Source organism: Komagataeibacter europaeus (assembly GCF_002173515.1).
In the GTDB taxonomy this organism is placed as follows: domain Bacteria; phylum Pseudomonadota; class Alphaproteobacteria; order Acetobacterales; family Acetobacteraceae; genus Komagataeibacter; species Komagataeibacter europaeus.
In genome coordinates this window covers 1,456,953-1,480,720 of record NZ_CP021467.1, presented here as the reverse complement: position 1 = coordinate 1,480,720, position 23,768 = coordinate 1,456,953, and the positions used below count along the sequence as shown (strand labels likewise).

At 63.9% G+C, this 23,768-nt stretch carries 19 protein-coding genes and 1 tRNA gene; 15 read left to right on the top strand and 5 right to left on the bottom strand.

Going from position 1 to position 23,768, the window contains the following annotated elements:
- The first annotated feature begins 101 nt into the window (after window positions 1-101).
- The 5 genes from plsX (at window position 102) to S101446_RS06775 (ending at window position 3,624) form a co-directional block, all read left to right on the top strand.
- On the top strand, window positions 102-1,190 hold the full coding sequence (gene plsX / locus S101446_RS06795; protein WP_048850550.1) for a phosphate acyltransferase PlsX: 1,089 nt from the start codon (window positions 102-104) through the stop codon (window positions 1,188-1,190).
- An 84-nt stretch (window positions 1,191-1,274) separates the two neighbouring features.
- Window positions 1,275-2,246, top strand: a complete 972-nt coding sequence (locus S101446_RS06790; protein WP_026019603.1) for a beta-ketoacyl-ACP synthase III — start codon at window positions 1,275-1,277, stop codon at window positions 2,244-2,246.
- A 99-nt stretch (window positions 2,247-2,345) separates the two neighbouring features.
- Window positions 2,346-2,669 (top strand): integration host factor subunit alpha, encoded by a 324-nt coding sequence (locus tag S101446_RS06785; protein ID WP_010506428.1) that lies wholly within the window; start codon window positions 2,346-2,348, stop codon window positions 2,667-2,669.
- The gene (locus S101446_RS06780; protein WP_087607972.1) at window positions 2,666-3,466 is read left to right on the top strand and encodes a MerR family transcriptional regulator; all 801 of its coding nucleotides are present in this window, start codon (window positions 2,666-2,668) and stop codon (window positions 3,464-3,466) included. The genes S101446_RS06785 and S101446_RS06780 overlap by 4 nt, the downstream gene beginning before the upstream one ends.
- Window positions 3,467-3,550: 84 nt before the next feature.
- Window positions 3,551-3,624 (top strand) — tRNA-Pro (locus tag S101446_RS06775).
- Between the two features lie 89 nt (window positions 3,625-3,713).
- Here the strand turns inward: S101446_RS06775 and S101446_RS06770 are convergent.
- From S101446_RS06770 to S101446_RS06760, 3 genes are all read right to left on the bottom strand, one after another.
- Entirely contained in the window at window positions 3,714-4,868 is a 1,155-nt protein-coding gene (locus tag S101446_RS06770; protein WP_087607971.1) for an AI-2E family transporter, read from the bottom strand.
- 71 nt (window positions 4,869-4,939) lie between these two features.
- Window positions 4,940-7,021: a S9 family peptidase gene (locus S101446_RS06765; protein WP_087607970.1), complete on the bottom strand. Its 2,082-nt coding sequence runs from the start codon at window positions 7,019-7,021 to the stop codon at window positions 4,940-4,942.
- 28 nt (window positions 7,022-7,049) lie between these two features.
- Entirely contained in the window at window positions 7,050-7,901 is an 852-nt protein-coding gene (locus tag S101446_RS06760) for an NUDIX hydrolase (protein ID WP_087607969.1), read from the bottom strand.
- Window positions 7,902-8,013: 112 nt separating this feature from the next.
- Between S101446_RS06760 and S101446_RS06755 the strand changes: the two genes are divergently transcribed.
- From S101446_RS06755 to fusA, 4 genes are all read left to right on the top strand, one after another.
- Window positions 8,014-9,855, top strand: coding sequence for an ABCB family ABC transporter ATP-binding protein/permease (locus S101446_RS06755; RefSeq protein ID WP_087607968.1), 1,842 nt, complete (start codon window positions 8,014-8,016; stop codon window positions 9,853-9,855).
- A gap of 99 nt (window positions 9,856-9,954) precedes the next feature.
- On the top strand, window positions 9,955-10,221 hold the full coding sequence (locus S101446_RS06750; protein WP_010506416.1) for a hypothetical protein: 267 nt from the start codon (window positions 9,955-9,957) through the stop codon (window positions 10,219-10,221).
- Between the two features lie 181 nt (window positions 10,222-10,402).
- Window positions 10,403-10,702 carry a 50S ribosomal protein L28 gene (rpmB, locus tag S101446_RS06745; protein WP_010506414.1) on the top strand — a complete coding sequence of 100 codons (300 nt, stop codon included), beginning with the start codon at window positions 10,403-10,405 and terminating at the stop codon, window positions 10,700-10,702.
- Between the two features lie 216 nt (window positions 10,703-10,918).
- Window positions 10,919-13,006: an elongation factor G gene (gene fusA / locus S101446_RS06740; RefSeq protein WP_010506412.1), complete on the top strand. Its 2,088-nt coding sequence runs from the start codon at window positions 10,919-10,921 to the stop codon at window positions 13,004-13,006.
- Between the two features lie 249 nt (window positions 13,007-13,255).
- On the opposite strand, the gene S101446_RS06735 is transcribed toward fusA, so the two are convergent.
- Together S101446_RS06735 and S101446_RS06730 are read right to left on the bottom strand one after the other, a co-directional pair.
- A complete protein-coding gene (locus tag S101446_RS06735) occupies window positions 13,256-14,119 on the bottom strand; it encodes an MBL fold metallo-hydrolase (RefSeq protein ID WP_087607967.1) in 864 nt (287 codons plus the stop codon).
- Window positions 14,100-16,904: a phosphoenolpyruvate carboxylase gene (locus S101446_RS06730; protein WP_087607966.1), complete on the bottom strand. Its 2,805-nt coding sequence runs from the start codon at window positions 16,902-16,904 to the stop codon at window positions 14,100-14,102. The genes S101446_RS06735 and S101446_RS06730 overlap by 20 nt, the downstream gene beginning before the upstream one ends.
- A 154-nt stretch (window positions 16,905-17,058) precedes the next feature.
- Between S101446_RS06730 and S101446_RS06725 the strand changes: the two genes are divergently transcribed.
- The 6 genes from S101446_RS06725 (at window position 17,059) to S101446_RS06700 (ending at window position 23,759) form a co-directional block, all read left to right on the top strand.
- Complete coding sequence (locus tag S101446_RS06725; RefSeq protein ID WP_010506405.1) at window positions 17,059-18,354, top strand: DUF445 domain-containing protein; 1,296 nt, start codon at window positions 17,059-17,061, stop codon at window positions 18,352-18,354.
- Window positions 18,355-18,476: 122 nt separating this feature from the next.
- Window positions 18,477-18,938 carry an SUF system Fe-S cluster assembly regulator gene (locus S101446_RS06720; protein WP_087607965.1) on the top strand — a complete coding sequence of 154 codons (462 nt, stop codon included), beginning with the start codon at window positions 18,477-18,479 and terminating at the stop codon, window positions 18,936-18,938.
- Window positions 18,939-18,958: 20 nt separating this feature from the next.
- Entirely contained in the window at window positions 18,959-20,449 is a 1,491-nt protein-coding gene (gene sufB / locus S101446_RS06715; RefSeq protein WP_010506401.1) for a Fe-S cluster assembly protein SufB, read from the top strand.
- Window positions 20,450-20,464: 15 nt separating this feature from the next.
- Complete coding sequence (gene sufC, locus S101446_RS06710) at window positions 20,465-21,238, top strand: Fe-S cluster assembly ATPase SufC (protein WP_087607964.1); 774 nt, start codon at window positions 20,465-20,467, stop codon at window positions 21,236-21,238.
- A complete protein-coding gene (gene sufD / locus S101446_RS06705; protein ID WP_087607963.1) occupies window positions 21,235-22,509 on the top strand; it encodes a Fe-S cluster assembly protein SufD in 1,275 nt (424 codons plus the stop codon). The genes sufC and sufD overlap by 4 nt, the downstream gene beginning before the upstream one ends.
- Entirely contained in the window at window positions 22,509-23,759 is a 1,251-nt protein-coding gene (locus S101446_RS06700; RefSeq protein ID WP_026018579.1) for an aminotransferase class V-fold PLP-dependent enzyme, read from the top strand. The genes sufD and S101446_RS06700 overlap by 1 nt, the downstream gene beginning before the upstream one ends.
- Window positions 23,760-23,768 lie beyond the last annotated feature (9 nt).

The following is a 23,768-nucleotide window of genomic DNA, read 5'->3' as shown; positions in this document are numbered from 1 at the left end:
CGTGCCTGTGGCCGTCCCGTCCGGGTCGCGCGGGACAGGGGTGTGTCAAAGTTGTACTCCCCGATCTTGCGCGTTCCTTTCTTACCCGGCACAAGACGAGCATGAGCGAGACAGGTTCCTCCTTTTCCGAGACTGGGTCCTATACCCTGGCCATAGATGGCATGGGTGGGGATGGTGGTCCGGAAGTTGTAGTGGCTGGACTGGCAATTGCGGCAGACCGACATCCTTCGGCCAGAATCCTTCTGGTGGGGGATGAGGCAAAGTTGTCCGGCCTTCTGAGCCGCCATCCACGCGCGGCCGCCATCTGCACAATCCTTCCGGCCGGTTCGGCCATCCCGATGGACATGAAGCCCACGGCGGCGTTGCGCGTGCGCGATTCCTCCATGCGGCTGGCCATGGACGCGGTGGCCAAGGGTGCGGCCCAGGGCGTCGTGTCCGCTGGCAACAGCGGGGCGATGCTGGCGCTGGCCAAGATCGTGGTCAAGACACTCCCCGGCATAAGCCGTCCGGCAATGGCGGCGCTCAGCCCCACGACACGCGGCGACGTGGTCATGCTCGACCTCGGCGCGAACGTGTCGTGCGACTGGCGCAACCTGGTGGAATTCGCGATCATGGGCGAAGCCTTCGCCAAGGCGGTGCTGGGGCTGCCCGCGCCTACGATCGGCCTGCTGAATGTCGGGTCGGAGGAACTGAAGGGCGACGAACGCCTGCGCCAGGCGGCCGAGGTGCTGCGTGGCAGCGCGCTGGCCAGACAGTTCCATGGCTTTGTCGAAGGGCACGACATCACGGCGGGGACGACCGACGTGGTGGTGACGGATGGTTTTACCGGAAACGTGGCCCTGAAAACCGGGGAAGGGGCGCTGAAAATGGCGTTCACCCTCCTGCGGCAGGTCTTTACCTCCAGCCTGCTGGGGCGGATCGGCTACCTGCTGGTGCGTCCGGGACTGGAACGGATGAAGGAATGGCTGGACCCGCGGCGCTATAATGGCGCGGTGTTCGTCGGCCTGAACGGTGTCGTGGTCAAGTCACATGGTGGCACGGATGCCGAAGGCTTCGCCGCCGCGGTCGATGTGGCGATGGACATGGTCACCCACCGCTTTACCGACAGCATACGTGACCGTCTTGCGCATATGGAAAAGCTGACATCCGTCAAGGTGGCGCCGGACCAGCAGGCGGTTCCTGCATCCTGACCCTGTAGCATCCGGTGTGGCGGGCAGGCTGTCATGGCTGTCTCCACCCGTGCATGTAAGATGAGATTGGTGGAAAAAACAGGCATGACGGCGAAACGCTCGCTTCTGTCCGGGTTCGGCGGTTATCTGCCTGAGCGGATCGTTACCAATGATGAACTGGCATCCCGGCTCGATACATCCGACGAATGGATTCGCGGCCGCACCGGCATTGGCCAGCGCCATATCGCCGGTGAAAACGATACCGCCGTATCCATGGCGACAGAGGCCGCGCGCCGCGCGCTTGAATACGCGGGCGCGACACCGGCGGATGTCGATGCCGTAATCGTTGCCACCAGTACGCCGGACCAGGCCTTTCCTTCCACCGCCGTGCGCGTGCAGGCCGGACTGGGCATGTCATCCGGATTCGGCTTTGACCTTGCAGCGGCGTGTTCGGGGTTCATCTATGCCCTGTCCATGGCCGATTCGCTGATTCGCAGCGGGCAGGCCCGCTCCGCGCTGGTCATCGGCAGCGAAGTCTATTCGCGTATCCTCGACTGGTCGGACCGGGGGACATGCGTGCTGTTTGGCGACGGGGCGGGGGCGGTGTTCCTGACTTCCGCCGGACCACAGGACAGTGATGCCGGGATCCTGTCCACCCACCTGCATTCCGATGGCCAGTATGGCGACCTGCTGTATGTGGACGGCGCCACCGGGCAGCATGACAGACCCGCCCACCTGCGCATGAACGGGCGCGAGGTGTTCCGCCATGCGGTGGGCAAGCTGTCTTCTTCGGTTGACGAGGCGCTGGCCGCCAATAACCTGACCCATTCGGATGTGAACTGGCTGGTGCCGCACCAGGCCAACCTGCGCATTATCGACGGCGTGGCGCGCAAGCTCGCCCTGCCAGCGGAGCGGGTGGTGGTGACGGTGGACCGGCATGCCAATACATCGGCCGCTTCCATCCCGCTGGCGCTGAACGAAGCGGTGCGCGACGGGCGCATACGCAAGGGCGACCTTGTGCTGATGGAAGCGCTGGGTGGTGGCCTGACATGGGGGTCGGCGCTGGCGCGGCTGTAATGTCGTTTCGGTACCACATTGAAATGGGCGCGCAATAAACCGCCCGTTCATTGAATACATTCAATTGACGATGGTGGCGCGCATGCATAACGTTTACGCATGAGCACCGTGACGCGCGCCACTCTGGCAGAACAGATATATGATCAGGTCGGGCTGTCCCGCCATGAATCCGCCGATATTCTGGAAGATATTCTGGAACGGATGGCACGGACACTTGAAACCGGCGATACCCTGAAAATAAGCGGGTTTGGCACCTTTTCTGTCCGGCAGAAGGGACAGCGTACGGGCCGTAATCCGAAAACGGGCGTGGAAGTCCCGATTCTTCCGCGCTCTGTTCTGGTATTTCGCCCCAGCCAGCTGCTTCGTGCCCATGTCAATGGACAGTCCAGTGGTGAAAACCCGCCGGAAGGAGACGAGGAATGAGCACGCAGCATGACCCGGCCCGGACCGGGCCCACGCATGACGTGACGCAGCCGGGCACGGACAGCCTGCCCATTTACGAGGTCGCGCGTGAACTCGGCCTGGCCCAGCATGTCATGCGCATGTGGGAATCCCGCTTTCCACAGCTGCAGCCGCTGCGGGGGCAGGTGGGGCGGCGCTACTATCGTCCGCAGGATATTGCGGTGCTGCGCCAGATCGCCGACCTGCTGTATGTCCGCAAGCTGTCGATTGCACAGGCACAGGCCGAACTGGGGCAGGTGGCCCTTGCCGCGGACCCGGCGCCTGCGAGCATGGCCACGCCAGCCACGCCAGCCACGCCAGCCACGCCAGCCACGCCGGAAATCCCCGCTGTCCATACGGTGATTCCTGACGCAATTGTGGAACCGGTCCCGCCGGTGGCGGAAGTGCGCGCTGCGGCCGAAGCGCCTGCCCCCGCGCCCGCACCGGAACACGCGCTCCCGGTCGAAGCCGCCACGGTTATCGAACAGGTCACGATTGTCGAGGAAACCACCATACAGGTAGCCGATACGGCTCCCGCCGAACCTCAGGCATCCCCGTCGGTAAAACCCGTGGCGGAAGAAGCCCCGGCCACTGCGGCAGCGGTGCCCGAGGCCACGACACCGCCGGAAGGCGAAACGGCGGATGAAGCGGAAATGCCGCTGGAGCAGATCGTCATGATCGAACTTGAGCGCCTGCAGGCGGAAAATACCGTGCTGCGCGACAGCCTGCGTGGCGTGCTGGTGGAACTGCAGGCCCTGCGGGAAATGGTGCCGGTCTGATTTATCCGGTTTTTTTCAGTTTTGCGCAGATCGTGGCTTGCCGTCCCCCTGATGGCCTGCTACACCCTGCGCATCGCAGACAGGCGGGCAGTAGCGCAGCCTGGTAGCGCATCAGTCTGGGGGACTGGGGGTCGTGGGTTCGAATCCCGCCTGCCCGATATCCCTGTCTGCGATTAAGGATTTTGGGCGAACGCCCCGATGAAAGCACCTGTAACAGGGTGCTTTTTTTGTATCCGCCGCCGGCGCGCTAGTAACGCGCGCGGCTCCAGTTCAGCCACAGCATGTGCAGCACCGCCATGATGGCCGGCCCGACAAACAGCCCAAGCAGGCTCCAGCTTTCAGCCCCGCCCAGAATGCCCGTCAGCACCCACAGGAAGGGCAACTGGGTCGAGCCGCCGATCAGGGCAGGGCGCACCAGATGGTCCGCCAGCAGGATCACGGCAATGCCAAACAGGACGATGGCGATGGCGGTCAGCACCGCCCCGGTATTGATCACCAGCAATATGGCCACGGCGCTGATGGCGATCAGGGCGCAGAAGGGGATCATGGCGGCAATGGCCGTTATCACGCCGAACAGGAACGGGTGGGGCGCGCCGGCGACCAGATAGGCAAGGCCCATCAGCATGCCCTCGCCAATACCGACCAGCACCAGCCCCGATACCGATCCGTGGACGGAGGCGATGATCTGCAGCGCGATCCGTTCCCCCCGTTTGCCAAAGGCGCGGCGGGAGACATTAAGGGACTGGCGGATAACCGAATCCCCGTCCTTGAGCAGGAAAAACAGCGTCAGGATGGCGAAGGCGAACAGCAGCACACGGTGCAGCACCTGCGATCCAAGCTGCTGCGTCACCTTCACGCCCTGACCGATATTCATGGACCCGAGAAGGGCCGAGACATCGGCGGGATTTGTCAGGTGCTGGTTCCACCATGTTTCGATCGTCTGTTGCCCATAGGGCAGGCGGCCGACCCATGGCGGGACGGGAATGCCGGAATGGCGCGCATCGTTCAGCAGCCTTAGCACGCCTTCCGCTTCACGCCCCGCTTCAAGCCCGAACAGCGCCAGTGGCCCGAGGAAGATCAGCGCGACGACCAGCGTGAACAGGACCGGCAGCAATGTCCGGTGCGCGCGTGAATGCCACCGCCTGCGTGCCCGCACGTAAAGCGGCCACGATGCAATGGCGAATATGCAGCCCCAGATCAGCGATGGCAGGAAGCCGCGCACGGTGTACAGCGCCAGCAGGACAAAGAACAGCGCCAGGCCCGCGCGCGCCATGCGCTGCGTGCGCTGGGTTTCGCTGAATGACCGGAAGGTTCGCATCGTGGATGCAGGATCCATGCGGCGGCCCGGCATGGGGGCGCCTGCCTGATCCTGATCCGCGTTGTAGGGATCCGTCATGGTCATTCCTCTGGAAAACGGGCTCGGTCGATATGGGTGCTGGTGTTAACGGGATCGTTCCAGCAATGACATTAATCCTATGTCGGGGGCGTCGTTTCAACGGCCCATAGGGCAAAAGCATGAATCAGGGCGGCTTCCTTAAGGGAATCGAACCGTCCCGTCGCCCCCCTGTGGCCTGCTTCCATGTTCGTGCGCAGCATGATGGGCCGGTCCGACCGGTTGTGGTCACGCAGGCGCGCAACCCATTTCGCCGGTTCCCAGTAGGTGACACGCGGATCGGTCAGCCCACCCATGGCCAGGATGGCGGGATAGGCCCGCGGGGCCACCTGTTCATACGCGGCATAGCTTGCGATCAGGTCATAGGCGTCCGGGTCGTTCAGCGGGTTGCCCCATTCCGGCCATTCCGGCGGGGTCAGGGGCAGGGTGTCATCGGACATGGTGTTCAGTTCATCCACGAACGGCACCACCGCCACAATCCCCGCAAACAGGTCGGGGCGCATGTTGGCGACCGCCCCCATCACCATGCCGCCCGCCGAACGGCCATCGGCCACGATCCGTCCCGGCGCGCCAAAGCCCGCATCGGTCAGGGTGGTGGCGCAGGCGATGAAATCGGTGAAGGTATTGGGCTTGTTACGCCCGCGTCCGCCCAGGAACCAGTTCCAGCCCTTTTCCGAACCACCACGGACATGGGCAATGGCATGGAACCACCCACGGTCCACAAGACTGAGCGTGCGGGTGGAAAACACCGGGTCGATGGCATGGCCATATGACCCGTAGCCATACAGCAGCAGCGGGGCGGACCCGTCCATGGGCGTGTCGTGGCGGCCCAGCACGGTTATGGGCACCAGTTCCCCATCCGGGGCCTGCGCCGTAAGCCGCCAGCAGCGGTACTGCGCCGGGTCATGGCCGGACGGCACGGACTGCTGCTTGAGCAGCCGGTCCGCCCGCGTCGTCATGTCCTGCGCATGCCACTGCCGGGGCGTGGTGGGGGACTGGTAGACGTAACGCAGTTCGGTCGTGTCGTATTCGTAGCCGCCGGCGAATGTCAGGTCATAGGCGGCTTCATCGGGTTCCAGCGCATGGGCATGGCCCTGCAGGTCACGGATGACGATGCGCGTATTCGCATTCCGGCGTTCACGCCATGCGATATGGCCCGACCAGACCATGCAGTCGGTAATGTAGCGGCCGGGTTCATGCCCGACCAGGTCGCGCCAGTTTTCACGCCCCGGCGCGCTGTCCGGCGTGGTCATGATCTTGAAATCATACGCGCCGTCGGCATTGGTCAGGATGATGAAGTGCTGGCCCTGATGATACAGCCCGTACATCAGCCCCGTCTGGCGCGCGGCGGCGCATGCGGGTGCGGCCTGCGGGTCATGGCCGGGGATCAGCCAGGATTCGGACGTATCGTGGTTGCCGGAGGAAATGATGATCCACCCGCCCGAACGCGTTGCGTCCACGCCCACGAAAAAGCCGGGATCGGGTTCCTCATAGACCAGCGTATCCGTATCTTCCCCGATGCGGCGGCGATAGACGCGGGCCGGGCGGCCATGTTCATCCCGCCAGACCCAGAACAGGAACCGGCTGTCGGGTGAGAAGACGAACGCCCCGCTGCAGTTGTCAACAGGCGGCAGGGCGGTCCCGCCCGTCCCGGCCAGTCCGCGGATATGGATGCGGTAGATTTCGGACCCCTGCGTGTCCTCGGCATAGGCGAACAGGGTGTGGTCGGGACTATGGCTGGCGGTGGCGATGGCGTAATAGTCGTGGCCGCTGGCCGCCGCGTTGACATCCAGCAGCACCTCCTCCGCCTGCGGCTGGCCGGTGGGATAGCGTCTGTAGACGGGATACTGCGCGCCCGCCGCATAGCCGGTCTGGTAGGAAAATGGCCCGTGGGGAATGGCGGGATAGGTATCGTCGGGCTGTATCCGCCCTTTCATTTCCGCCACCAGCTGTTCCTGCAGCGCTTCCGTTCCCGCCAGGATGGACTGCGTATAGGCGTTTTCCGCCCGCAGGTGTCCGGCAATGTCAGGGCGCAGCAGGGACGGATCACGCAGCACGTTCTGCCAGTTGTCATCCTTCATCCACGCATATTCATCCTGCCGCGTGCGGCCAAGCTGCGTGATGGTGCGGGGTATCTTGCGGGGAACGGGGGGGAGGGTCATCGCATGGTCCTTGCGCGCGGGCGGTGGATCAGTCGGTTTTCGGGGCGTGCCAGCCGGTCAGGCCGCGGCGCAGGCGCTGGCCTTCGGGGGTGGCGGGGTCAATCATGCCCGTGCGCAGGAACAGGTCGATCAGCACAAGGTTCACGTTGAACTTGAACTCATCTGTATCGCGCACCAGCACATAGGCTTCCCGCAGCGGGATCAGGCGGAATTCCTCCACTTCCCCATCGGCGGGCGTGGGGACGAAATCGGGCGGCAGTTCCAGTTCGAAACAGTGCAGCACGTCGCGGCGCAGCCCCTCGGGCCGGTCCAGCGCGTAGCGGATGTCCGCCGTGGGGCGGGCGCGCGCCACCAGTTCGGGCGGCAGGCTGGCTTCTTCACCCGCTTCCTTGATCAGTGCCTGTGCCGCCGTGTGTCCCGCCGGGATGCCGCCGGCCACCAGATGGTCCAGCTTGCCGGGGTCCAGCCGCTTGGTCATGGATCGCCGGGCGATCCACAGATACAGCCCGTCAGGCCGGCGCACGAGGCCATTGAGGTGCACCCCCGCCGCCATGAGGCCAAACAGCGGCAGCGCCCCCCTGTCAATGCGGGCCACCGGCGGCTGGTCCATGTCGGTCCAGACGTCAAACAGTTCGTGGTGGGAGCGGTACACCCCCTCCCGCGCCATGGCTTCCCCGATCTGTTCCAGCCTTGCGGGGGCATCCAGGGTAACGCTGTCCCCCGCATGCGTCATGCCGTGGCGCAGCAGGACCGGCAGCAGGTCGGGCTGCACCCACCCCGCGGGCTGCGCGCCCAGCCGGAATTCCAGCCGCCCGCCGGGCAGCACCGCCGTGTTGCAGGCGGCGATATGACGAAAAAAACCATCGAGGTTACGTGACATGATCCATCCCTGTGCTTCGGGCCATGGCTGGCATACCGGCTGCCCCCGGGGCTGACAATCCTTCGGGCGCGCCGGAGTGACAGGGAGATATGGGTTGCAAAACGCCCGACCTATGCCACATGCCGTGCATATGGCTGTTTCCGACAAGACCCGGCAGGACCTGCCGGAACGTTCCGCCGCCGCCACCCTGCGCGGCCTTCTGCCCTATCTGTGGCCCCGCCATGACATGCGTACGCGCCTGCGCGTGGTGGGGGTGTGCATCCTGCTGATCGCGGCCAAGGTCGCCACCATTGGCGTGCCCTATGCCTACAGCCGGGTGATTGACGCCCTGCAGCCCGTGGCGGGACACGCGGCGATGATGCCGCTGGTCCTGATCGTGGGATATGGCCTGCTGCGCATGGCGGCGGCGGGCTTGGGGGAATTGCGCGACGCGCTGTTCGCCCCCCTGCGCTACCGCATAAGCCGGATCGCGGCCATGCGCAGCTTCACGCACATGCACCAGCTGTCATTGCGCTTTCACCTCAACCGCCAGTCGGGCGGGGTGACGCGGGCGATCGCGCGCGGGACGGAAGCGATCGAGACCCTGCTGCGCGTGGGCGTGTTCAACGTGGTGCCGACCCTGATCGAGGCGCTGATGGTCATTGTCGTGATCTGGCGCCTGTTCGACTGGCGCTACGCGGTGGTGATGCTGGTGGCGGTGGCGGCATATGTGCTGTTCACCATCAAGTTCACTTCGTGGCGGATCGGGCTGCGGCGCCAGATGAACGACATCAACAGCGAGGCTAGCTGGAAGGCGCTGGACAGCCTGCTGAACTACGAGACGGTCAAGTATTTCGGTAACGAGGAACACGAACGCAGACGCTACGAAGACGCGCAGCGGCGGTACGAAGCCGCCGCCATCCGCACCCAGATCTCCCTCAACGGCCTGAATTTCGGGCAGGCGGCAATCATCGCGGTCGCCCTGATCGCCGTCATGCTGATGGCCGGGCGCGATGTGGAGGCAGACCACATGACGGTGGGGCATTTCGTGCTGGTCAATACCTACCTCATGCAGCTTTACCTGCCGCTGAACTTTCTGGGCAGCGTGTATTCCTCGCTGCGCAATTCGCTGGTGGACCTTGAACACATGTTCGCCCTGATGGACGAACAGGCCGACATTACCGATTCCGCGCATGCGCTCGGCCTGCCCGCGCGGCTGGACGAGGCACCTGCCGCCGACATCCGCTTCGAGGACGTGCATTTCAGCTATCGCCCCGACCGGGAGATCCTGCGCGGGGTCAGCTTCCATGTCCCCGCGGGCCACCGGGTGGCCATTGTCGGCCCGACGGGGGCAGGCAAGTCCACGATCAGCCGCCTGCTGTTCCGGTTCTATGACGTGACATCGGGCCGTATCCTGATCGACGGGCACGACATCCGCGACTATTCGCAGGCGGCCCTGCGCGGCGCGGTGGGGGTCGTGCCGCAGGATACCATCCTGTTCAACGACACGATCGGCTACAACATCGCCTATGGCCGCCTTGGCGCCACGCAGGCGGAGGTGGAGCAGGCGGCGAAGCTGGCCTGCATCCATGATTTCATCATGACCCTGCCCGAAGGGTACGCCACGCGGGTGGGCGAACGCGGGCTGAAGCTGTCGGGGGGTGAAAAGCAGCGCGTGGCGATCGCCCGCACCATCCTGAAGAATCCGCGTATCCTGCTGCTGGACGAGGCGACGAGCGCGCTGGATACCCGCACCGAGCAGGAAATCCAGACCGCCCTGCACACGGTGGCCGCCAACCGCACGACCATCATCATCGCCCACCGGCTGTCCACCATTGTCGATGTGGATGAAATCCTTGTGATGGGGCAGGGGCGGATACAGGAGCGCGGCACCCACCGCGCCCTGCTGGAACATGGCGGCCTGTATGCCGAAATGTGGGCGATCCAGGCGGAGGAGGAAGCCGCCGGGACCTGACCCGCGCCGGCACGGCGGTGGCGCGCGCATGACCGCCCCGCACTGGTCAGCGGCGGCAGGGAAGTACATATCAGGAAGAACGCTAGAAGGAGCCACGACATGACGGATACGAACAACCCGCCCCCCGAAGGGGACGCCATCCCCCCCGAACTGAGCCATTGCGGCGCGGTGGTGGACAAGGCCATCGAATACATGCTGGGTGAAAACCTGCCGCCGGTGGCCATTGCCTCCGCCCTGCTGGGCGGGTCACTGGGGCTTCTTTCGCGCACCATGGGGCGCGAGACCATGCAGGCCATGCTGGAAAACGCGTTGCACAGCGTGCAGGCGGGCGAACTGCACCCCGACCACGACCAGAAGGCTGGCTGATCCCGCAGGGGTGAAGTGGGGATGAAATGCCACGCTTTGCCCCCCATGCCGGACAAAAAACGCCGAATCATGCTTATGCATCTTGACTGTTGGCGGTGGTTTGGCGATAAGCCGCGCCTAATCTAGACGATCCTTGCCGGGCATTTATGCCTCGGCCACAGTTATATCCGAGGATGATAAAATGTCTCGCCGCTGCCAGATCACAGGCAAGGGCGTGCTGACGGGCAACAACGTCAGCCACGCCAACAACAAGTCCCGCCGTCGCTTCCTGCCCAACCTGCAGGAAACCTCGCTGCTGTCCGATATCCTCGGCACGGCGGTTCCCATGCGCATGACCACCAATGGCATCCGCACGGTCGAACACAATGGCGGCCTGGACGCGTTCCTGCTGTCCACCCCGAACCGCAAGCTGACGCCGGAAGCCATGACGGTGAAGCGCCGTATCCTGCGCGTTCAGGAAAAGAAGGCCGCTGTAGCCTGATACGCGACAGGGCTGGCCACCATCCCGCAATGCCGGGGTGGCGGTGGCCCGTCCGTCGTAGATGAAGCCTGACTGAAGTCTGGTGCATTGTTCCGCTGTGCCGGTCTGCGTCGTCCATGTTGAAAAAGACTGAGGGCGGAAGCAGCTTACGGTTCCGGCAGGCGCGAAAGGGAAAGGTTCCCCTTCGCGCCCGTGTTGTCTTGTGGAGGTTCCCCCGTGTCCGCCAAGTCTGATCTGTCCCTGATTCGCAATATCGGTATTACCGCGCATATCGATGCCGGCAAGACCACCACCACCGAGCGTATCCTGTACTACACCGGTGTGTCCCATAAGATCGGTGAGGTGCACGAAGGCAACACCACCACCGACTACATGGCGCAGGAGCGTGAGCGCGGCATCACGATCACCTCGGCTGCCGTGACGTGTGAGTGGGAAGGCCGCCGCATCAACATCATCGACACCCCGGGCCACATTGACTTCAACATCGAGGTCAACCGCTCGCTGCGCGTGCTCGATGGCGCGATCTTCATCATCGAAGGCGTGGCCGGCGTGCAGCCGCAGTCCGAGACCAACTGGCGTCTGGCTGACCGCTACAACGTGCCCCGCATCATCTTCATCAACAAGCTGGACCGTACCGGCGCCGACTTCTACTACGCCTTCAGCACGCTGAAGGAGAAGCTGGACATCGTCGCGATCCCGCTGCAGCTGCCCATCGGCGCCGAAGAAAACTTCGTTGGCGTGGTGGACCTGATCGAGATGCGCGCCATCGTCTGGGAAGGCGGTGAACTGGGTGCGAAGTTCCATTACGAGGAAATTCCCGCCGACCTGAAGGAAAAGGCCGACGAAGCCCGCCAGAACCTTCTGGACACCGCGCTGTCCGTTGATGACGCGGCAATGGAAGAATATTTCGACAAGGGCGACGTGGATGTTGCGACGCTGAAGCGCTGCATCAAGAAGGGCACCATCAAGGGTGACTTCCGTCCCGTGCTGTGCGGCACTGCGTTCAAGAACAAGGGTGTCCAGCCGCTGCTCGACGCCGTGATCGACTTCCTGCCCGCGCCGGACGACGTGGAAGGCATCCGCATCGCCCCGCCGGAAGACGAGGAAGTGGACGAGAACAAGCTGCCGATCATCCCGGTTGACCCGGATGGCAAGTTCGCTGGCCTCGCCTTCAAGATCATCAACGACAAATACGGCACGCTGACCTTCGTGCGTGTCTATCGTGGCGTGCTGCGCACCGGTGATACCGTGCTGAACACCACGAAGGGCCACAAGGAACGTATCGGCCGTATCTTCCAGATGCATGCTGACAAGCGTGAGGAGCTGAAGGAAGTCCACGCCGGTGACATCGCCGCGTTCGTTGGCCTGAAGGACACGCAGACGGGTGACACGCTGGCCGATCCGGCTGATCCGGTCGTGCTGGAACGCATGAGCTTCCCGATCCCGGTCATCGACATCTCGGTCGAGCCGAAGACGAAGGACGGCGTGGAAAAGATGACGCTGGCGCTGCAGAAGCTGTCCGGCGAAGATCCCTCGCTGCGCCTGAAGACCGACCAGGAAACGGGCCAGACCATCCTGTCCGGCATGGGCGAACTGCACCTCGACATCATCATCGACCGCCTGCGTCGTGAATATGGCGTGGACGCAAACATCGGCGCGCCGCAGGTTGCGTATCGTGAAACGATCACCAAGCCGCATACCGAAACCTATACCCACAAGAAGCAGTCGGGTGGTTCGGGCCAGTTCGCGGAAGTGAAGATCGAGTTCGCGCCGGTCGAGCGTAACGAAGGCATCTCCTTCGAGAACAAGGTCGTCGGCGGCACCGTGCCGAAGGAATACATCCCGGCGGTGGACAAGGGCATTCAGGCGCAGGCTACGACCGGCGTCCTGGCTGGCTTCCCCACGGTGGACTTCAAGTTCACGCTGCTGGACGGCAAGTACCATGACGTTGACTCCTCGGCGCTGGCGTTCGAAATCGCGGCGAAGGCCTGCTTCCGTGAAGGCATGAAGAAGGCCGGTCCGGTCATTCTCGAGCCGATCATGGACGTGGAAGTGACCACCCCGAACGATCATGTCGGTGACGTGGTGGGTGACCTGAACCGTCGCCGTGGCATGATCCAGAGCCAGGAAACCTCAGGTTCGACCGTCATGGTCCGTGCGATGGTGCCGCTGAAGGAAATGTTCGGCTACATCTCGCACCTGCGTTCGATGACCAAGGGCCGTGCATCCTTCACGATGCAGTTCCACCACTACGATCCGGTGCCCCGCAACGTCGCGGAAGAGATCATGGCGCAGTCCGCCTGATCTTTTTCGAAAGAGAGCATCAAAAGGAAACCGGCCTCCGCAAGGGGGCCGGTTTTTTTTATGCCTGACCGGTATGGCGCCATGGGCAGGGCGTGCCTGTCCTGCGTTATTTCCGATCAGATGCCTGCAGGAAATGGGTGGCGGCTGTGACCGTGGCGGACGCGCTCCCTGCCGGTGCTGCGCCGGTTTTTTTCAAAAACGTCCTGATGATTAAGGGATATTTTCTGAGCTGACTTTTCAGGCAGTCTCTCAGGGAATGATTTTCATCCATCGGCCGGCCTGATGGCGCACCCGGCCATCCTGTTCCAGCTTTTCCAGATGCGCGTGCAGGTTCAGTCGTGCCGCACGGCGCAGGCCGGGGCGCAGGTTGTGGTACATGCTGTCCACGATTTCATCCAGCGTACGCGGTTCGACCGGCATCAGCGCGATAATGCTGTTTTCACGTGCGCGGCGGTGGGCGACCAGCCCTTCGATGCAGGCCTTGACATGCGGTATGGCGGGACCGTGCGCTGGCAGCAGCAGGTGGCTGTCGCGCTGCGCCAGGTAGTCCATGCTGTCCAGAAACTGCTGCACCGAACCATGCGGGGCGGGGGGCACCATGGTGGTGGACCAGCCCATGACATGATCCCCGGTGAAGATGATGCCATCCGCCGTTTCAAGACAGATATGATCGCTGGCATGCCCCGGTGTGTACAGCACCTGCAGTCCCGCGATTTCATCGCCGTCCTGCAGGCCGATATCGGGGGTGAATTCCGGCTCGGCACTGGCATGGAAACCGCAGACCGGGATTCCCAGCCGTGCCCCCAGCGGGCGTGCGCCAGCCAGATGGTCCGCATGGGTGTGGGTCAGGATGATATGGGTAATCGGCCGATCGCCGGCCGCGGCCACCAGCGCGTCAAGGTGGGCGGGGTCGGTGCTGCCGGGATCAACGACCACGCAGCCCCTTCCGTGGTCCACCAGCCAGCTATTGGTGCCGTTGCCGGTCATGGGACCGGGATTGTTCGCCACCACCCGACATATGGTGGGTGTCTGGGGCAACGCCACGCCATAGGGCGGTGGCGGTTCACTGATCCGCCACCCGTTGCGTGATGCTTCAGCCAAAGGCGCCGACATGGTGCATCACTCCGGTGCTGATTTCGCGCACCATCTGGAACAGGCGCTGCATCGGTTCGAAAATCTCGGTGTATTCGCGGTGGTAGGTGCCTTCCTGCCGGGGGCCATGCGGTTCATGGAAATCAAGGTCGAAACTGCCATCCGAACGGTAGGGGAAGATATTTTCCAGTTCCGCCAGCGCCCCCGGGATTTCCAGGCACAGCACCTTCAGCGTCAGCACGTCACGCGAAAACGCATGCCGGGGCGAGAAATAGGGTACCTGTGTGGACAGCAGCCAGATCTGCTCGATGATCGCGATGCGGATGGCATGCAGCAGCAGTTCATCAGGGCGCATGCGCGGGGCGTCGGGCCATGCGCGCCGCAGGGCGAGGTGATCGGACTGGATGCGCCGGAACATCGCCTGCGTGCTGGCCCAGAAATCCAGGTTTTCCAGCCCGTGCATAAGCGACAGGCAGGCTTCCTGGCGGCCGGGGTCCTTCTGCGCGGTGGCGCGTTCCAGCCACATATCCGGGTCCAGCAGGCGGATGACACCGCGCAGCACGCCGTGGTCGGAATGGGCCAGGGCATGGGCCGCGAAATCCATGGCGCGGCGGAAGCGGGGGCTTTCCGCCAGGTATTTCTCGAACGTTTCGGGGTGGCGCGCCGCCGCCGTGCCCAGCCCCTGCAACGTGTTCGCGCACCATGCCAGCTGCTGCAGGATGGCGTTGTTGGGAATCGCGCGCAACTGGCTGGGATGCTTGATGCGGGTTACGGTCGATGCCGCGTCACTCTGCCGGGCGGACGGGCGCGACCCGGTCTTGTCGATCAGTGATGGCCCGAATGCGCCCAGCAGGGCGGCATAGCCGGGATCTTCCACCAGCCCGGTCATGCCATTGGCGATGGTGGCGAAGAAATCGGCCGAGAAATCCGGTTCATCATAGACCGGGTCACGGTCCAGCGTGGTGGTGGCGAAGGCATGTTCGGCAATGATGCTGACGGTGGCATCCGCCAGGGCCTGCGTGCCGAACAGAAGATAGCCGTCACCGCCCTGAAAGGCCGTTTCCTCGCGCATCTGGATGCCTGCGCGGGTAAAGCGGGCGCGGGCGTGCGGCGGGGACAGGTAGTCGAAACGGTCCGCCAGCCGGTAGGGATGCGCGCCACGGCCAATGCTTTCGCCGTGCGTGTCGAACAGGATGACCTCGACAAAGGCCAGATCCCATTTGCGCAGCAGGTCGCATACCTTGATGCGCAGCCGTTCGATCAGGTAGGTCGCGGCCAGCTGCCCCACGTAACGGCCGGAGTCGGAAAAGCCGAACTGCAGGCTGAGCTTGCGCGTGCGCTGCAGGTAGGCGCGCCAGTGGGGGGAGCGCAGGGCTTCCTCAATGATCTGCTCGCCGTTTTCCAGCGCTTCCTGTGTCTCGAACAGGGGCGAGATCTCGATCATGTCCGCCACGCCATACAGCCGCGCCAGCCACAGCGCGGTCAGCAGGGTGTAGCCGGTCTCGGTCTCGGCAATCAGGAAGCGGATGGGACTGGTGCGGTCGATATGGCGCAGGATCTGGCGCACCGTCATCATCAGCCGCCCGGCGCTGGCCTGTTCCATCAGCAGCGAGCCGAAATCGATCTCGACCGGCTGGACCGTCTCCAGCGCGTCGTTCATGCGGCTGATCAGCGCGCGGCGCTGGGCCGGGATGTCGGGGCTGTCGGTAATGCCCAGCCGCTGCCGGGCGATGTTATGCAGCTGTGTCGCGTTCAGGCGCGTATGCGTATGCGCTGCCGACAGGCCATGCGCCATGAAGCCCGCCCGCGCCACCGCCAGGGTCATCTTGTCTTCAGGGGTCGCGGCGTCGATCGCCTCGCTGAAGGCGGCGTTCAGGTCATTGGTGCTGGTCAGCGCGTCGGCGCTGCGGGTGATCAGCACATCGGCAAAGCGTGACACCGCTTCGGGTTCCGGCCCGGTGGGGCAGGCGGCGATCTGGGCCGCGACGGTTTCCAGCGCGGTCTGCACGCGCGGCAGCAGGTCATTGGCGCTGCTGTTCACGGGTTCGATCTGGTCATGCAGGCGCGCAAGCTGCATCTGCTTCATGCGCAGCCGCAGGCGCAGCGTGTCCCACCAGCCGATATCGGTGCGGCCGTCGGTGTCATAGCCAACCCAGCTGGTCATTATGATGGGACGCGGCGCCAGCGTGGACCACAACTGCGGCCAGTGGGTCCGCGCTTCGGACAGCAGGATGATGTTCAGCCGGTCCAGCGCGTTGCGTCCGCGCAGGATGGCCTGCGTCGCCAGCGTGAACTCCTCATCCAGCGTGGGCGGCCCGACGCGGCGGTGCGTCAGGAAGGCAGGGACATGCGCCGGCGCCTCGGCCGGGTTGGTGGAGGCCAGGTCCGCCAGTGCCTCGTATACCGGGTTGGCCAGCGCGAATGTGGGGTGGGCGGTGAACACGGCGGCAAAGCGGCTGCGTTCGATGGCGGCGCGGAAGCGCGCGATGGGTACGGGGCTGTCATCGGGGTCCGGCTGCACGATGCGGCGGGCGACGTCACGCATGCGCGCCGCGACCACCGCATCGTCGGGGCCATCCAGATAGGCGGCGATATGGTGCGCCCGCCCGGCAAAGGCCCGGTCGCGCAGCAGGCGCACGATTTCCTCCACCATTTCCATCGACAGGGCGCCATTGGCCATCTGGCGGCCGATCTGACGCGCCAGCGCCATGACCGGGCTGCCGGTTGCGGTTTCGTCATGGCTGGCAATCAGTTGTTCCGCCTGTTGCAGCAGGTCGGAAACAGTCCGCGCGGCGGCTTCGGTCATCGTGTTGTCCTGTCATGAAAAATCGTCATGGTCTTTCCCAAATCCCATGTTCGGCGGCGGCCCGCAATGTCCACCATGGCATATTCACGCCTATTTGGCGCGTTACACCGAGTGTTGCTTGGGCTGGAGGGGAGACAATGGTATCAAGGACTTCATGAACGGTATTCCACAAACGGATCAGGACGCGCGGCATACGCTGCTGCGTTACAAACGGTCTGCGACCGGCCTGCTGGCAGCCATGGCCGGGCTGACGGTGGCGGGTTACGCCCTGCCGCAGATGGGCTGGCTGGCGGACCGTCCGTGGCTGGAAATCCTGCGTTCGGGCACCAAGGCGGGGGTCGTGGGGGGGCTGGCGGACTGGTTTGCCGTGACCGCGCTGTTCCGCAGGCCCATGGGGCTGCCGATTCCCCATACCGCCATCCTGCCCGCGCAGAAGGAACGGCTGGCGCAGGCGCTGGGGCGCTTCGTCTCGACCAACGTGTTCACGGAGCATGAGGTCGAGGCCGCATTCAACCGCATCGACCTGCCTTCCATCCTTGGCAACATACTGCAGGAACCGGAAACGGCGGACATGGTCAACCGCGCCGTGCTGGGATCGGTGCCGCACGTGCTGGACCGGCTGGAGGACGGGCGGGCGAGTTCCGCCATCGCGCGCATGCTGCCGACCCTGCTGGGGGGGGAGGAAATCGCCCCCGTCATTACCCGCAGCCTGCGCGCGATGGTGGAAGGGGACTGCCACCAGGAAGTGTTGTCGTTCCTGCTGTCGCGGCTGAAGGAAGGCATCAAGGCCAAGGAGCCCGCCCTGCGCATGATGATCGAGGAACGCGTGCGCGAACAGGGCGGCCGCGTGCTGGGCTGGGCCATTGGCGGGTCGATCGCGACCAAGGTGCTGCTGGCCGCGGGGCAGGAACTGGACCGCATCGACCCGCAGAATTCAGAATTGCGTGAAGGCTTCACCACATGGGTCCGGGCCGAGATCGACCGGATCGAGCAGGATCCGGTGCGCCGGCGCGATATCACGGACGCCGTGATGGGCGTGCTGACCCATGACAGCGTGCGTGGCTGGAGCAGTGACGTGTGGCACCGCCTGCGCCGCCTGATTGAGGAAGACATGGACAAGGGGGATCGCGGATGGCTGTCCTCCATTGTGCGTGACGCACTGCAGCGCCTGGCGGAACAGATGTATCATGACGCCACCATGCGCAAACGGATCAATGATGGCGCGCGTGGCATGATTATGAGCAGCCTGCCGTTCCTGCGCGACCGCATGTCGCGGTTTATTTACTCGGTGGTCAATGGATGGGATGCGGAAAGCCTGAGCGACCGCCTGGAACTGCGTGTAGGTAAGGATCTGCAGTATATCCGGCTGAATGGCACGCTGGTCGGGTTTCTGGCCGGGTGCGGGCTGTCCGTGCTATTACAGCTGATATTCGGGACCGGTATCGGATAGGGCAGGGTTGCATGCAACGATTGGACTTGACGACGCGTGGCTGGTAGCCCATCTGAAACTTCAGGAAACAGTACTGTTTCGGTCCAATTATGCAGGCGGGCCGGAACAGGCGGGAGAGCGGAATGCTGAAACTGTCGAAACTGACCGATTATGCCGTCGTGGCTCTGGTCCGGCTGGGACAGAAGGAAGAGGTCACGACCTCGCCTGTCCTGTCGCGTTCGACCGGCATTCCCGAACCCACCGTGGCCAAGGTGCTCAAGATTCTCGCGACACAGGGCATCGTGACATCACAGCGCGGCGCGCGGGGCGGCTACAGGCTGGCCTACCCGCTGGAGGAAATCTCCATCGCGACCGTGATCCAGGCGATCGATGGTCCCATATCGCTGACGACATGCGTGGATGGCGGGGATTGTGACGCCCGGTCCACCTGTGGCCTGGGCGGGCAGTGGGACATGGTCAACGCCGCCATCCGCAACGCCCTGTCCGCCATCACGCTGGCGGACATGAAGAACCATACAGTCACTGACAGACTGGGCGGCCTGCGCGCGCCGTCCATGCCCGGCGGGCCCGCGGCCACGGCCTGAAACAGGGGGAGGAAAGACACATGCCGGCAGTAGCCGAAACCCGCAAGACGGTCGAAACCCTGGGTCAGAACACCTATAAATGGGGGTTCGAGACCGATATCGAAATGGATATCGCCCCCAAGGGCCTGAACGAGGACACGATCCGCCTGATCTCCAGCCGCAAGAAGGAGCCGGAATGGCTGCTGGAATGGCGGCTGAAGGCCTACCGTTCATGGCTGGAAATGCGCGAACCCACATGGGCCAAGGTCAGGCACCCGCCCATCGATTACCAGGACGTGCATTACTACGCCGCCCCGCGCAGGAAACCCGGCCCCAAGTCGCTGGAAGAGGTCGATCCCGAACTGCTGCGCACCTATGAAAAGCTGGGCATCCCGCTGCATGAACAGGCGATGCTGGCAGGCGTGGAAGTGCCCGAAGGCCAGGAGGCGCGCGCGCCCGTCGCGGTGGATGCGGTGTTCGACAGCGTGTCCGTCGCCACCACCTTCCGCAAGACGCTGCAGGAAGCGGGCGTGATCTTCTGCCCCATTTCCGAAGCGGTGCAGGAACATCCCGAACTGGTGCGCCGGTACCTGGGCAGCGTGGTGCCGGTGACCGATAATTTTTACGCCGCGCTGAACGCCGCCGTGTTTACCGACGGCTCCTTCGTGTTCGTGCCCAAGGGCGTGCGCTGCCCGATGGAGCTGTCCACCTATTTCCGCATCAATGCGCGGAATACCGGACAGTTCGAGCGTACCCTGATCGTGGTGGAAGATGGCGCGTCCGTTTCCTACCTTGAAGGCTGCACGGCGCCGATGCGCGATGAAAACCAGCTTCATGCCGCCGTGGTCGAACTGGTGGCGATGGAAGATGCATCGATCAAGTATTCCACCGTGCAGAACTGGTATCCCGGTGATGAGAACGGGAAGGGCGGCATCTACAACTTCGTGACCAAGCGCGGCGCGTGCCGTGGGGCGCGGTCCAAGATTTCATGGACGCAGGTGGAAACCGGGTCGGCCATTACGTGGAAATACCCGTCATGCATCCTGCAGGGTGAGGGATCGGTGGGGGAATTCTATTCCGTCGCGGTGACCAACAACCACCAGCAGGCCGATACCGGCACCAAGATGATCCATATCGGGCGCAATACGCGTTCGACCATCATCGCCAAGACCATCAGCGCGGGCCAGTCCGACAGCACCTATCGCGGGCTGGTGCGCATGATGCCCAAGGCATCGGGCAGCCGTAACTTCACCCAGTGCGACAGCCTGCTGATCGGTGACCGTTGCGGGGCGCATACCGTGCCCTATATCGAAAGCCGCAACATGTCCGCACGCGTGGAGCATGAGGCGACGACATCCAAGATATCGGAAGACCAGCTGTTCTACTGCCGCCAGCGCGGCCTGTCGGAAGAGGACGCTGTGGGCCTGATCGTGAACGGGTTCTGCAAGGATGTCCTGAAGGAACTGCCGATGGAATTCGCGGTGGAAGCGCAGAAGCTTCTGCAGATCAGCCTAGAAGGCAGCGTGGGCTAACAGGGATTCAAAGACGTGAGCAAGCAATTCGTAAGCATCAATGGCCTGTGCGCCCGCATCTCGGACGGGGAGACCCACAAGGAAATCCTGCGTGGGGTCGATCTGGAAATCCCGGCGGGCGAGGTCCACGCCATCATGGGGCCGAACGGTTCGGGCAAGTCCACCCTGTCCTATGTGCTGGCCGGGCGCGAGGATTACGAGGTGACCGGCGGGTCGGCCACCTTCAAGGAGCAGGACCTGCTGGCGCTGGAACCCGAGGAACGCGCCGCCCTTGGCCTGTTCCTGGCGTTCCAGACGCCGGTTGAACTGCCGGGCGTGAACAACGCCAACTTCCTGCGCACTGCCGTCAACGCCGTGCGCCGCGCGCGCGGGCAGGAGGAACTGGACGCCGTGGCCTTCCTGAAAGCCGTGCGCAAGGAAACCAGGCATCTGTCCATGTCGGATGAAATGCTCAAGCGCAACGTCAATGTCGGCTTTTCGGGTGGTGAGAGAAAGCGCAACGAGGTGCTGCAGATGCGCATGCTCCAGCCGTCCTTCGCCATTCTGGACGAAACGGATAGTGGCCTGGACATCGACGCCCTGCGCATCGTGGCCGAAGGCGTGAACTCCCTGCGTTCGCCCGATTTTTCGGCGCTGGTCATCACCCATCACCAGCGCCTGCTGGATTATATCGTGCCCGACCGCATCCATGTGATGGCGAAGGGCCGCATCATCCACAGCGGTGGCCCCGAACTGGCCAAGCAGCTTGAGGCGCAGGGTTATGCCCAGTTCCTGTCGGAGGCGGCGTGAACGCCATTGCACCGGTCGGGGTCAATGCCTCAGCCTTTCTCGACCGGGGTGACGTAACGGGCAATGTGCAACGGCAGAAGGCCGCCGATTTCCTGCGCCATGTCGGCCTGCCACGCGTGGGCGTGGAGGCGTGGAAATACACCTCCCTGCGCGCACTGGCGGACGTGCCGTTTACCGCCGCGCCGCACGCGACGGATGACAAGGCCGTTGATACCCTGCTGGCGGAAATCGAGACCATTTCCGGCCTGGGCGCCGGGGCCAGCCGTGTGGTGTTCGTGAACGGGTATTTCGATGCCGGTCGTTCACGCCTGCCCAGGGGCGTCAGGGTTTCGACGCTGGCCGCCGGTACGCTGCCCGATGACGGGATCGACCCGGCGGGGGATGTCACCACCGCGCTGAATACCATCCTTGCGCGCGACGGGCTGGATCTGGTCGTGCCCGCGGGTGTGGATGGTGGCTGCCTGCTGCTGGTCAGCATTGGCCAGACGGGGGAGGCCGAGCCGGTTTCCTTCCACCCGCGCCACCGCATCGTGGTGGAAAAGGGCGGGCGCCTGGCGCTGCTGGATGCATCGGCCGGGCGGGGGCAGTACCTGCACAATCCGCTCTATGACATTGCGGTGGCGGATGAAGGCTACCTGTCCCATGCCCGCGTTCAGGCGGAAGGCAGGCAGGCGGTGCATCTGGCGGTCAGCCATGCCCGGGTTGCCGCCGGTGGCGTCTATGACAGCTTTACGCTTACACTTGGGGCCAGCCTGTCGCGGCATGAAGTCCATGCCGGACTGACACAGCCGGGGGCCAGCGTGCATGTCAACGGCGCGCAGCTCCTGTCCGGCCACCAGCATGGCGACCTGACCAGCGTGATCACGCATGCCGCCCCGGACTGCGTATCGCGCCAGACGATCAAGAACGTCCTGTCCGACCACGCGCGTGGCGTGTTCCAGGGCAAGATCCTGGTCGAGCGTATCGCCCAGAAGACCGATGGCTACCAGATGAACCAGGCGCTGCTGCTGTCCGATGGCGCGGAAATCGACGCCAAGCCGGAACTGGAAATCTACGCCGATGATGTGAAATGCAGCCATGGCGCCACCGTTGGCGCGCTGGATGATGACCAGTTGTTCTACCTGCGCAGCCGTGGCATCCCGGATGCTGCCGCGCGTTCCATCCTGATCCGCGCCTTCCTGCATGATGTCGTGGACCAGATTGATGACCAGCGGCTGAAGGACAGCCTGAACCTTGCCGTCGAGGCATGGTGGACGCGGGAGGTCGCATGATGGACCAGACTGTCGCCAGCCCCACGGACATCGCGGGCAGCCTGCGCCACATCCGGGCCGATTTCCCGATCCTGTCGCAGAAGGTGCATGGCAAGGATCTCGTGTTCCTTGACAGCGCCGCGTCCGCACAGAAGCCACGGCAGGTCATCGACGCCATGGCGGACACCATGCGCACCCAGTATGCCAACATCCACCGTGGGCTGTACTGGATGAGCGAACGCACGACGGAAGCCTATGAAGCCGTGCGCGATCAGGTGGCGGCCTTCCTTGGTGCGCAGGCGCGGGAGGAAATCGTTTTCACCCGCAACAGCACGGAAGCCATAAACCTTGTCGCCCATTCCTTTGGCACCCTGCTGAAGCCGGGGCAGGTGGTGCTGGTGTCCGAAATGGAACACCATGCCAACCTCGTCCCGTGGCAGATGCTGCGGGACCGCACGGGTATCGAACTGCGTGTGACCCCCATTACCGATGATGGGGCGCTGGACATGGACGCCCTGGCGCGCAACCTGTCCGACGGGCGGGTGGCGCTGGTGGCGATCACCCACATGTCCAACGTGCTGGGCACGATCACGGATGCCCGCGCCATTGCCGACATGGCGCATGCGGCGGGCGCGAAGGTGCTGTTCGATGGCAGCCAGCTTGCCGTGCACCGTCGTGTGGATGTGCGCGCGCTGGATGCGGATTTCTATGTGGTGACCGGGCACAAGCTGTATGGCCCGACCGGCATTGGCGTGCTGTGGGCACGGCGCGAGATCCTTGACGCCATGCCGCCCTTTCTTGGCGGCGGCGACATGATTTCCACCGTGTCGTTCGAACGGTCCACATGGGCCAGTGTCCCGCATAAATTCGAAGCTGGCACCCCCGCCATCATCGAGACCATTGGACTGGGCGCTGCCCTTGCCTATATCGAATCCATAGGGTTTGACGCGATTGGCGCGCATGAGGAAGCCCTGACGGCCCATGCGCTGAAGGTGCTGGGCAATGTCAGCGGCCTGAAGGTAATCGGGACGGCGCCGGATCGTGGCGGGGTGATTTCGTTCACCATGGACGATGTCCACCCGCATGACATCGCCACCCTGCTGGATCGCAACGGCATTGCGGTGCGGGCGGGACATCACTGTGCCGAACCGCTCATGCGCAGGCTGGGGGTTGCGGCCACGGCACGGGCCAGTTTCGGCATTTATACCACGCCCGGGGAAATTGACTTCCTGGCCGCCACGCTGGAACAGATACGCAGCTTTTTTGTCTGATGGCGTGAT

What these genes read in the sequence shown, in the direction of transcription:
- plsX (WP_048850550.1), top strand. Translation starts at nt 102, where the DNA reads ATGAGCGAGACAGGTTCCTCCTTTTCCGAGACTGGGTCCTATACCCTG.
- S101446_RS06790 (WP_026019603.1), top strand. Translation starts at nt 1,275, where the DNA reads ATGACGGCGAAACGCTCGCTTCTGTCCGGGTTCGGCGGTTATCTGCCT.
- S101446_RS06785 (WP_010506428.1), top strand. Translation starts at nt 2,346, where the DNA reads ATGAGCACCGTGACGCGCGCCACTCTGGCAGAACAGATATATGATCAG.
- S101446_RS06780 (WP_087607972.1), top strand. Translation starts at nt 2,666, where the DNA reads ATGAGCACGCAGCATGACCCGGCCCGGACCGGGCCCACGCATGACGTG.
- S101446_RS06770 (WP_087607971.1), bottom strand. Translation starts at nt 4,868, where the DNA reads ATGACCATGACGGATCCCTACAACGCGGATCAGGATCAGGCAGGCGCC.
- S101446_RS06765 (WP_087607970.1), bottom strand. Translation starts at nt 7,021, where the DNA reads ATGACCCTCCCCCCCGTTCCCCGCAAGATACCCCGCACCATCACGCAG.
- S101446_RS06760 (WP_087607969.1), bottom strand. Translation starts at nt 7,901, where the DNA reads ATGTCACGTAACCTCGATGGTTTTTTTCGTCATATCGCCGCCTGCAAC.
- S101446_RS06755 (WP_087607968.1), top strand. Translation starts at nt 8,014, where the DNA reads ATGCCACATGCCGTGCATATGGCTGTTTCCGACAAGACCCGGCAGGAC.
- S101446_RS06750 (WP_010506416.1), top strand. Translation starts at nt 9,955, where the DNA reads ATGACGGATACGAACAACCCGCCCCCCGAAGGGGACGCCATCCCCCCC.
- rpmB (WP_010506414.1), top strand. Translation starts at nt 10,403, where the DNA reads ATGTCTCGCCGCTGCCAGATCACAGGCAAGGGCGTGCTGACGGGCAAC.
- S101446_RS06735 (WP_087607967.1), bottom strand. Translation starts at nt 14,119, where the DNA reads ATGTCGGCGCCTTTGGCTGAAGCATCACGCAACGGGTGGCGGATCAGT.
- S101446_RS06730 (WP_087607966.1), bottom strand. Translation starts at nt 16,904, where the DNA reads ATGACCGAAGCCGCCGCGCGGACTGTTTCCGACCTGCTGCAACAGGCG.
- S101446_RS06725 (WP_010506405.1), top strand. Translation starts at nt 17,059, where the DNA reads ATGAACGGTATTCCACAAACGGATCAGGACGCGCGGCATACGCTGCTG.
- S101446_RS06720 (WP_087607965.1), top strand. Translation starts at nt 18,477, where the DNA reads ATGCTGAAACTGTCGAAACTGACCGATTATGCCGTCGTGGCTCTGGTC.
- sufB (WP_010506401.1), top strand. Translation starts at nt 18,959, where the DNA reads ATGCCGGCAGTAGCCGAAACCCGCAAGACGGTCGAAACCCTGGGTCAG.
- S101446_RS06700 (WP_026018579.1), top strand. Translation starts at nt 22,509, where the DNA reads ATGGACCAGACTGTCGCCAGCCCCACGGACATCGCGGGCAGCCTGCGC.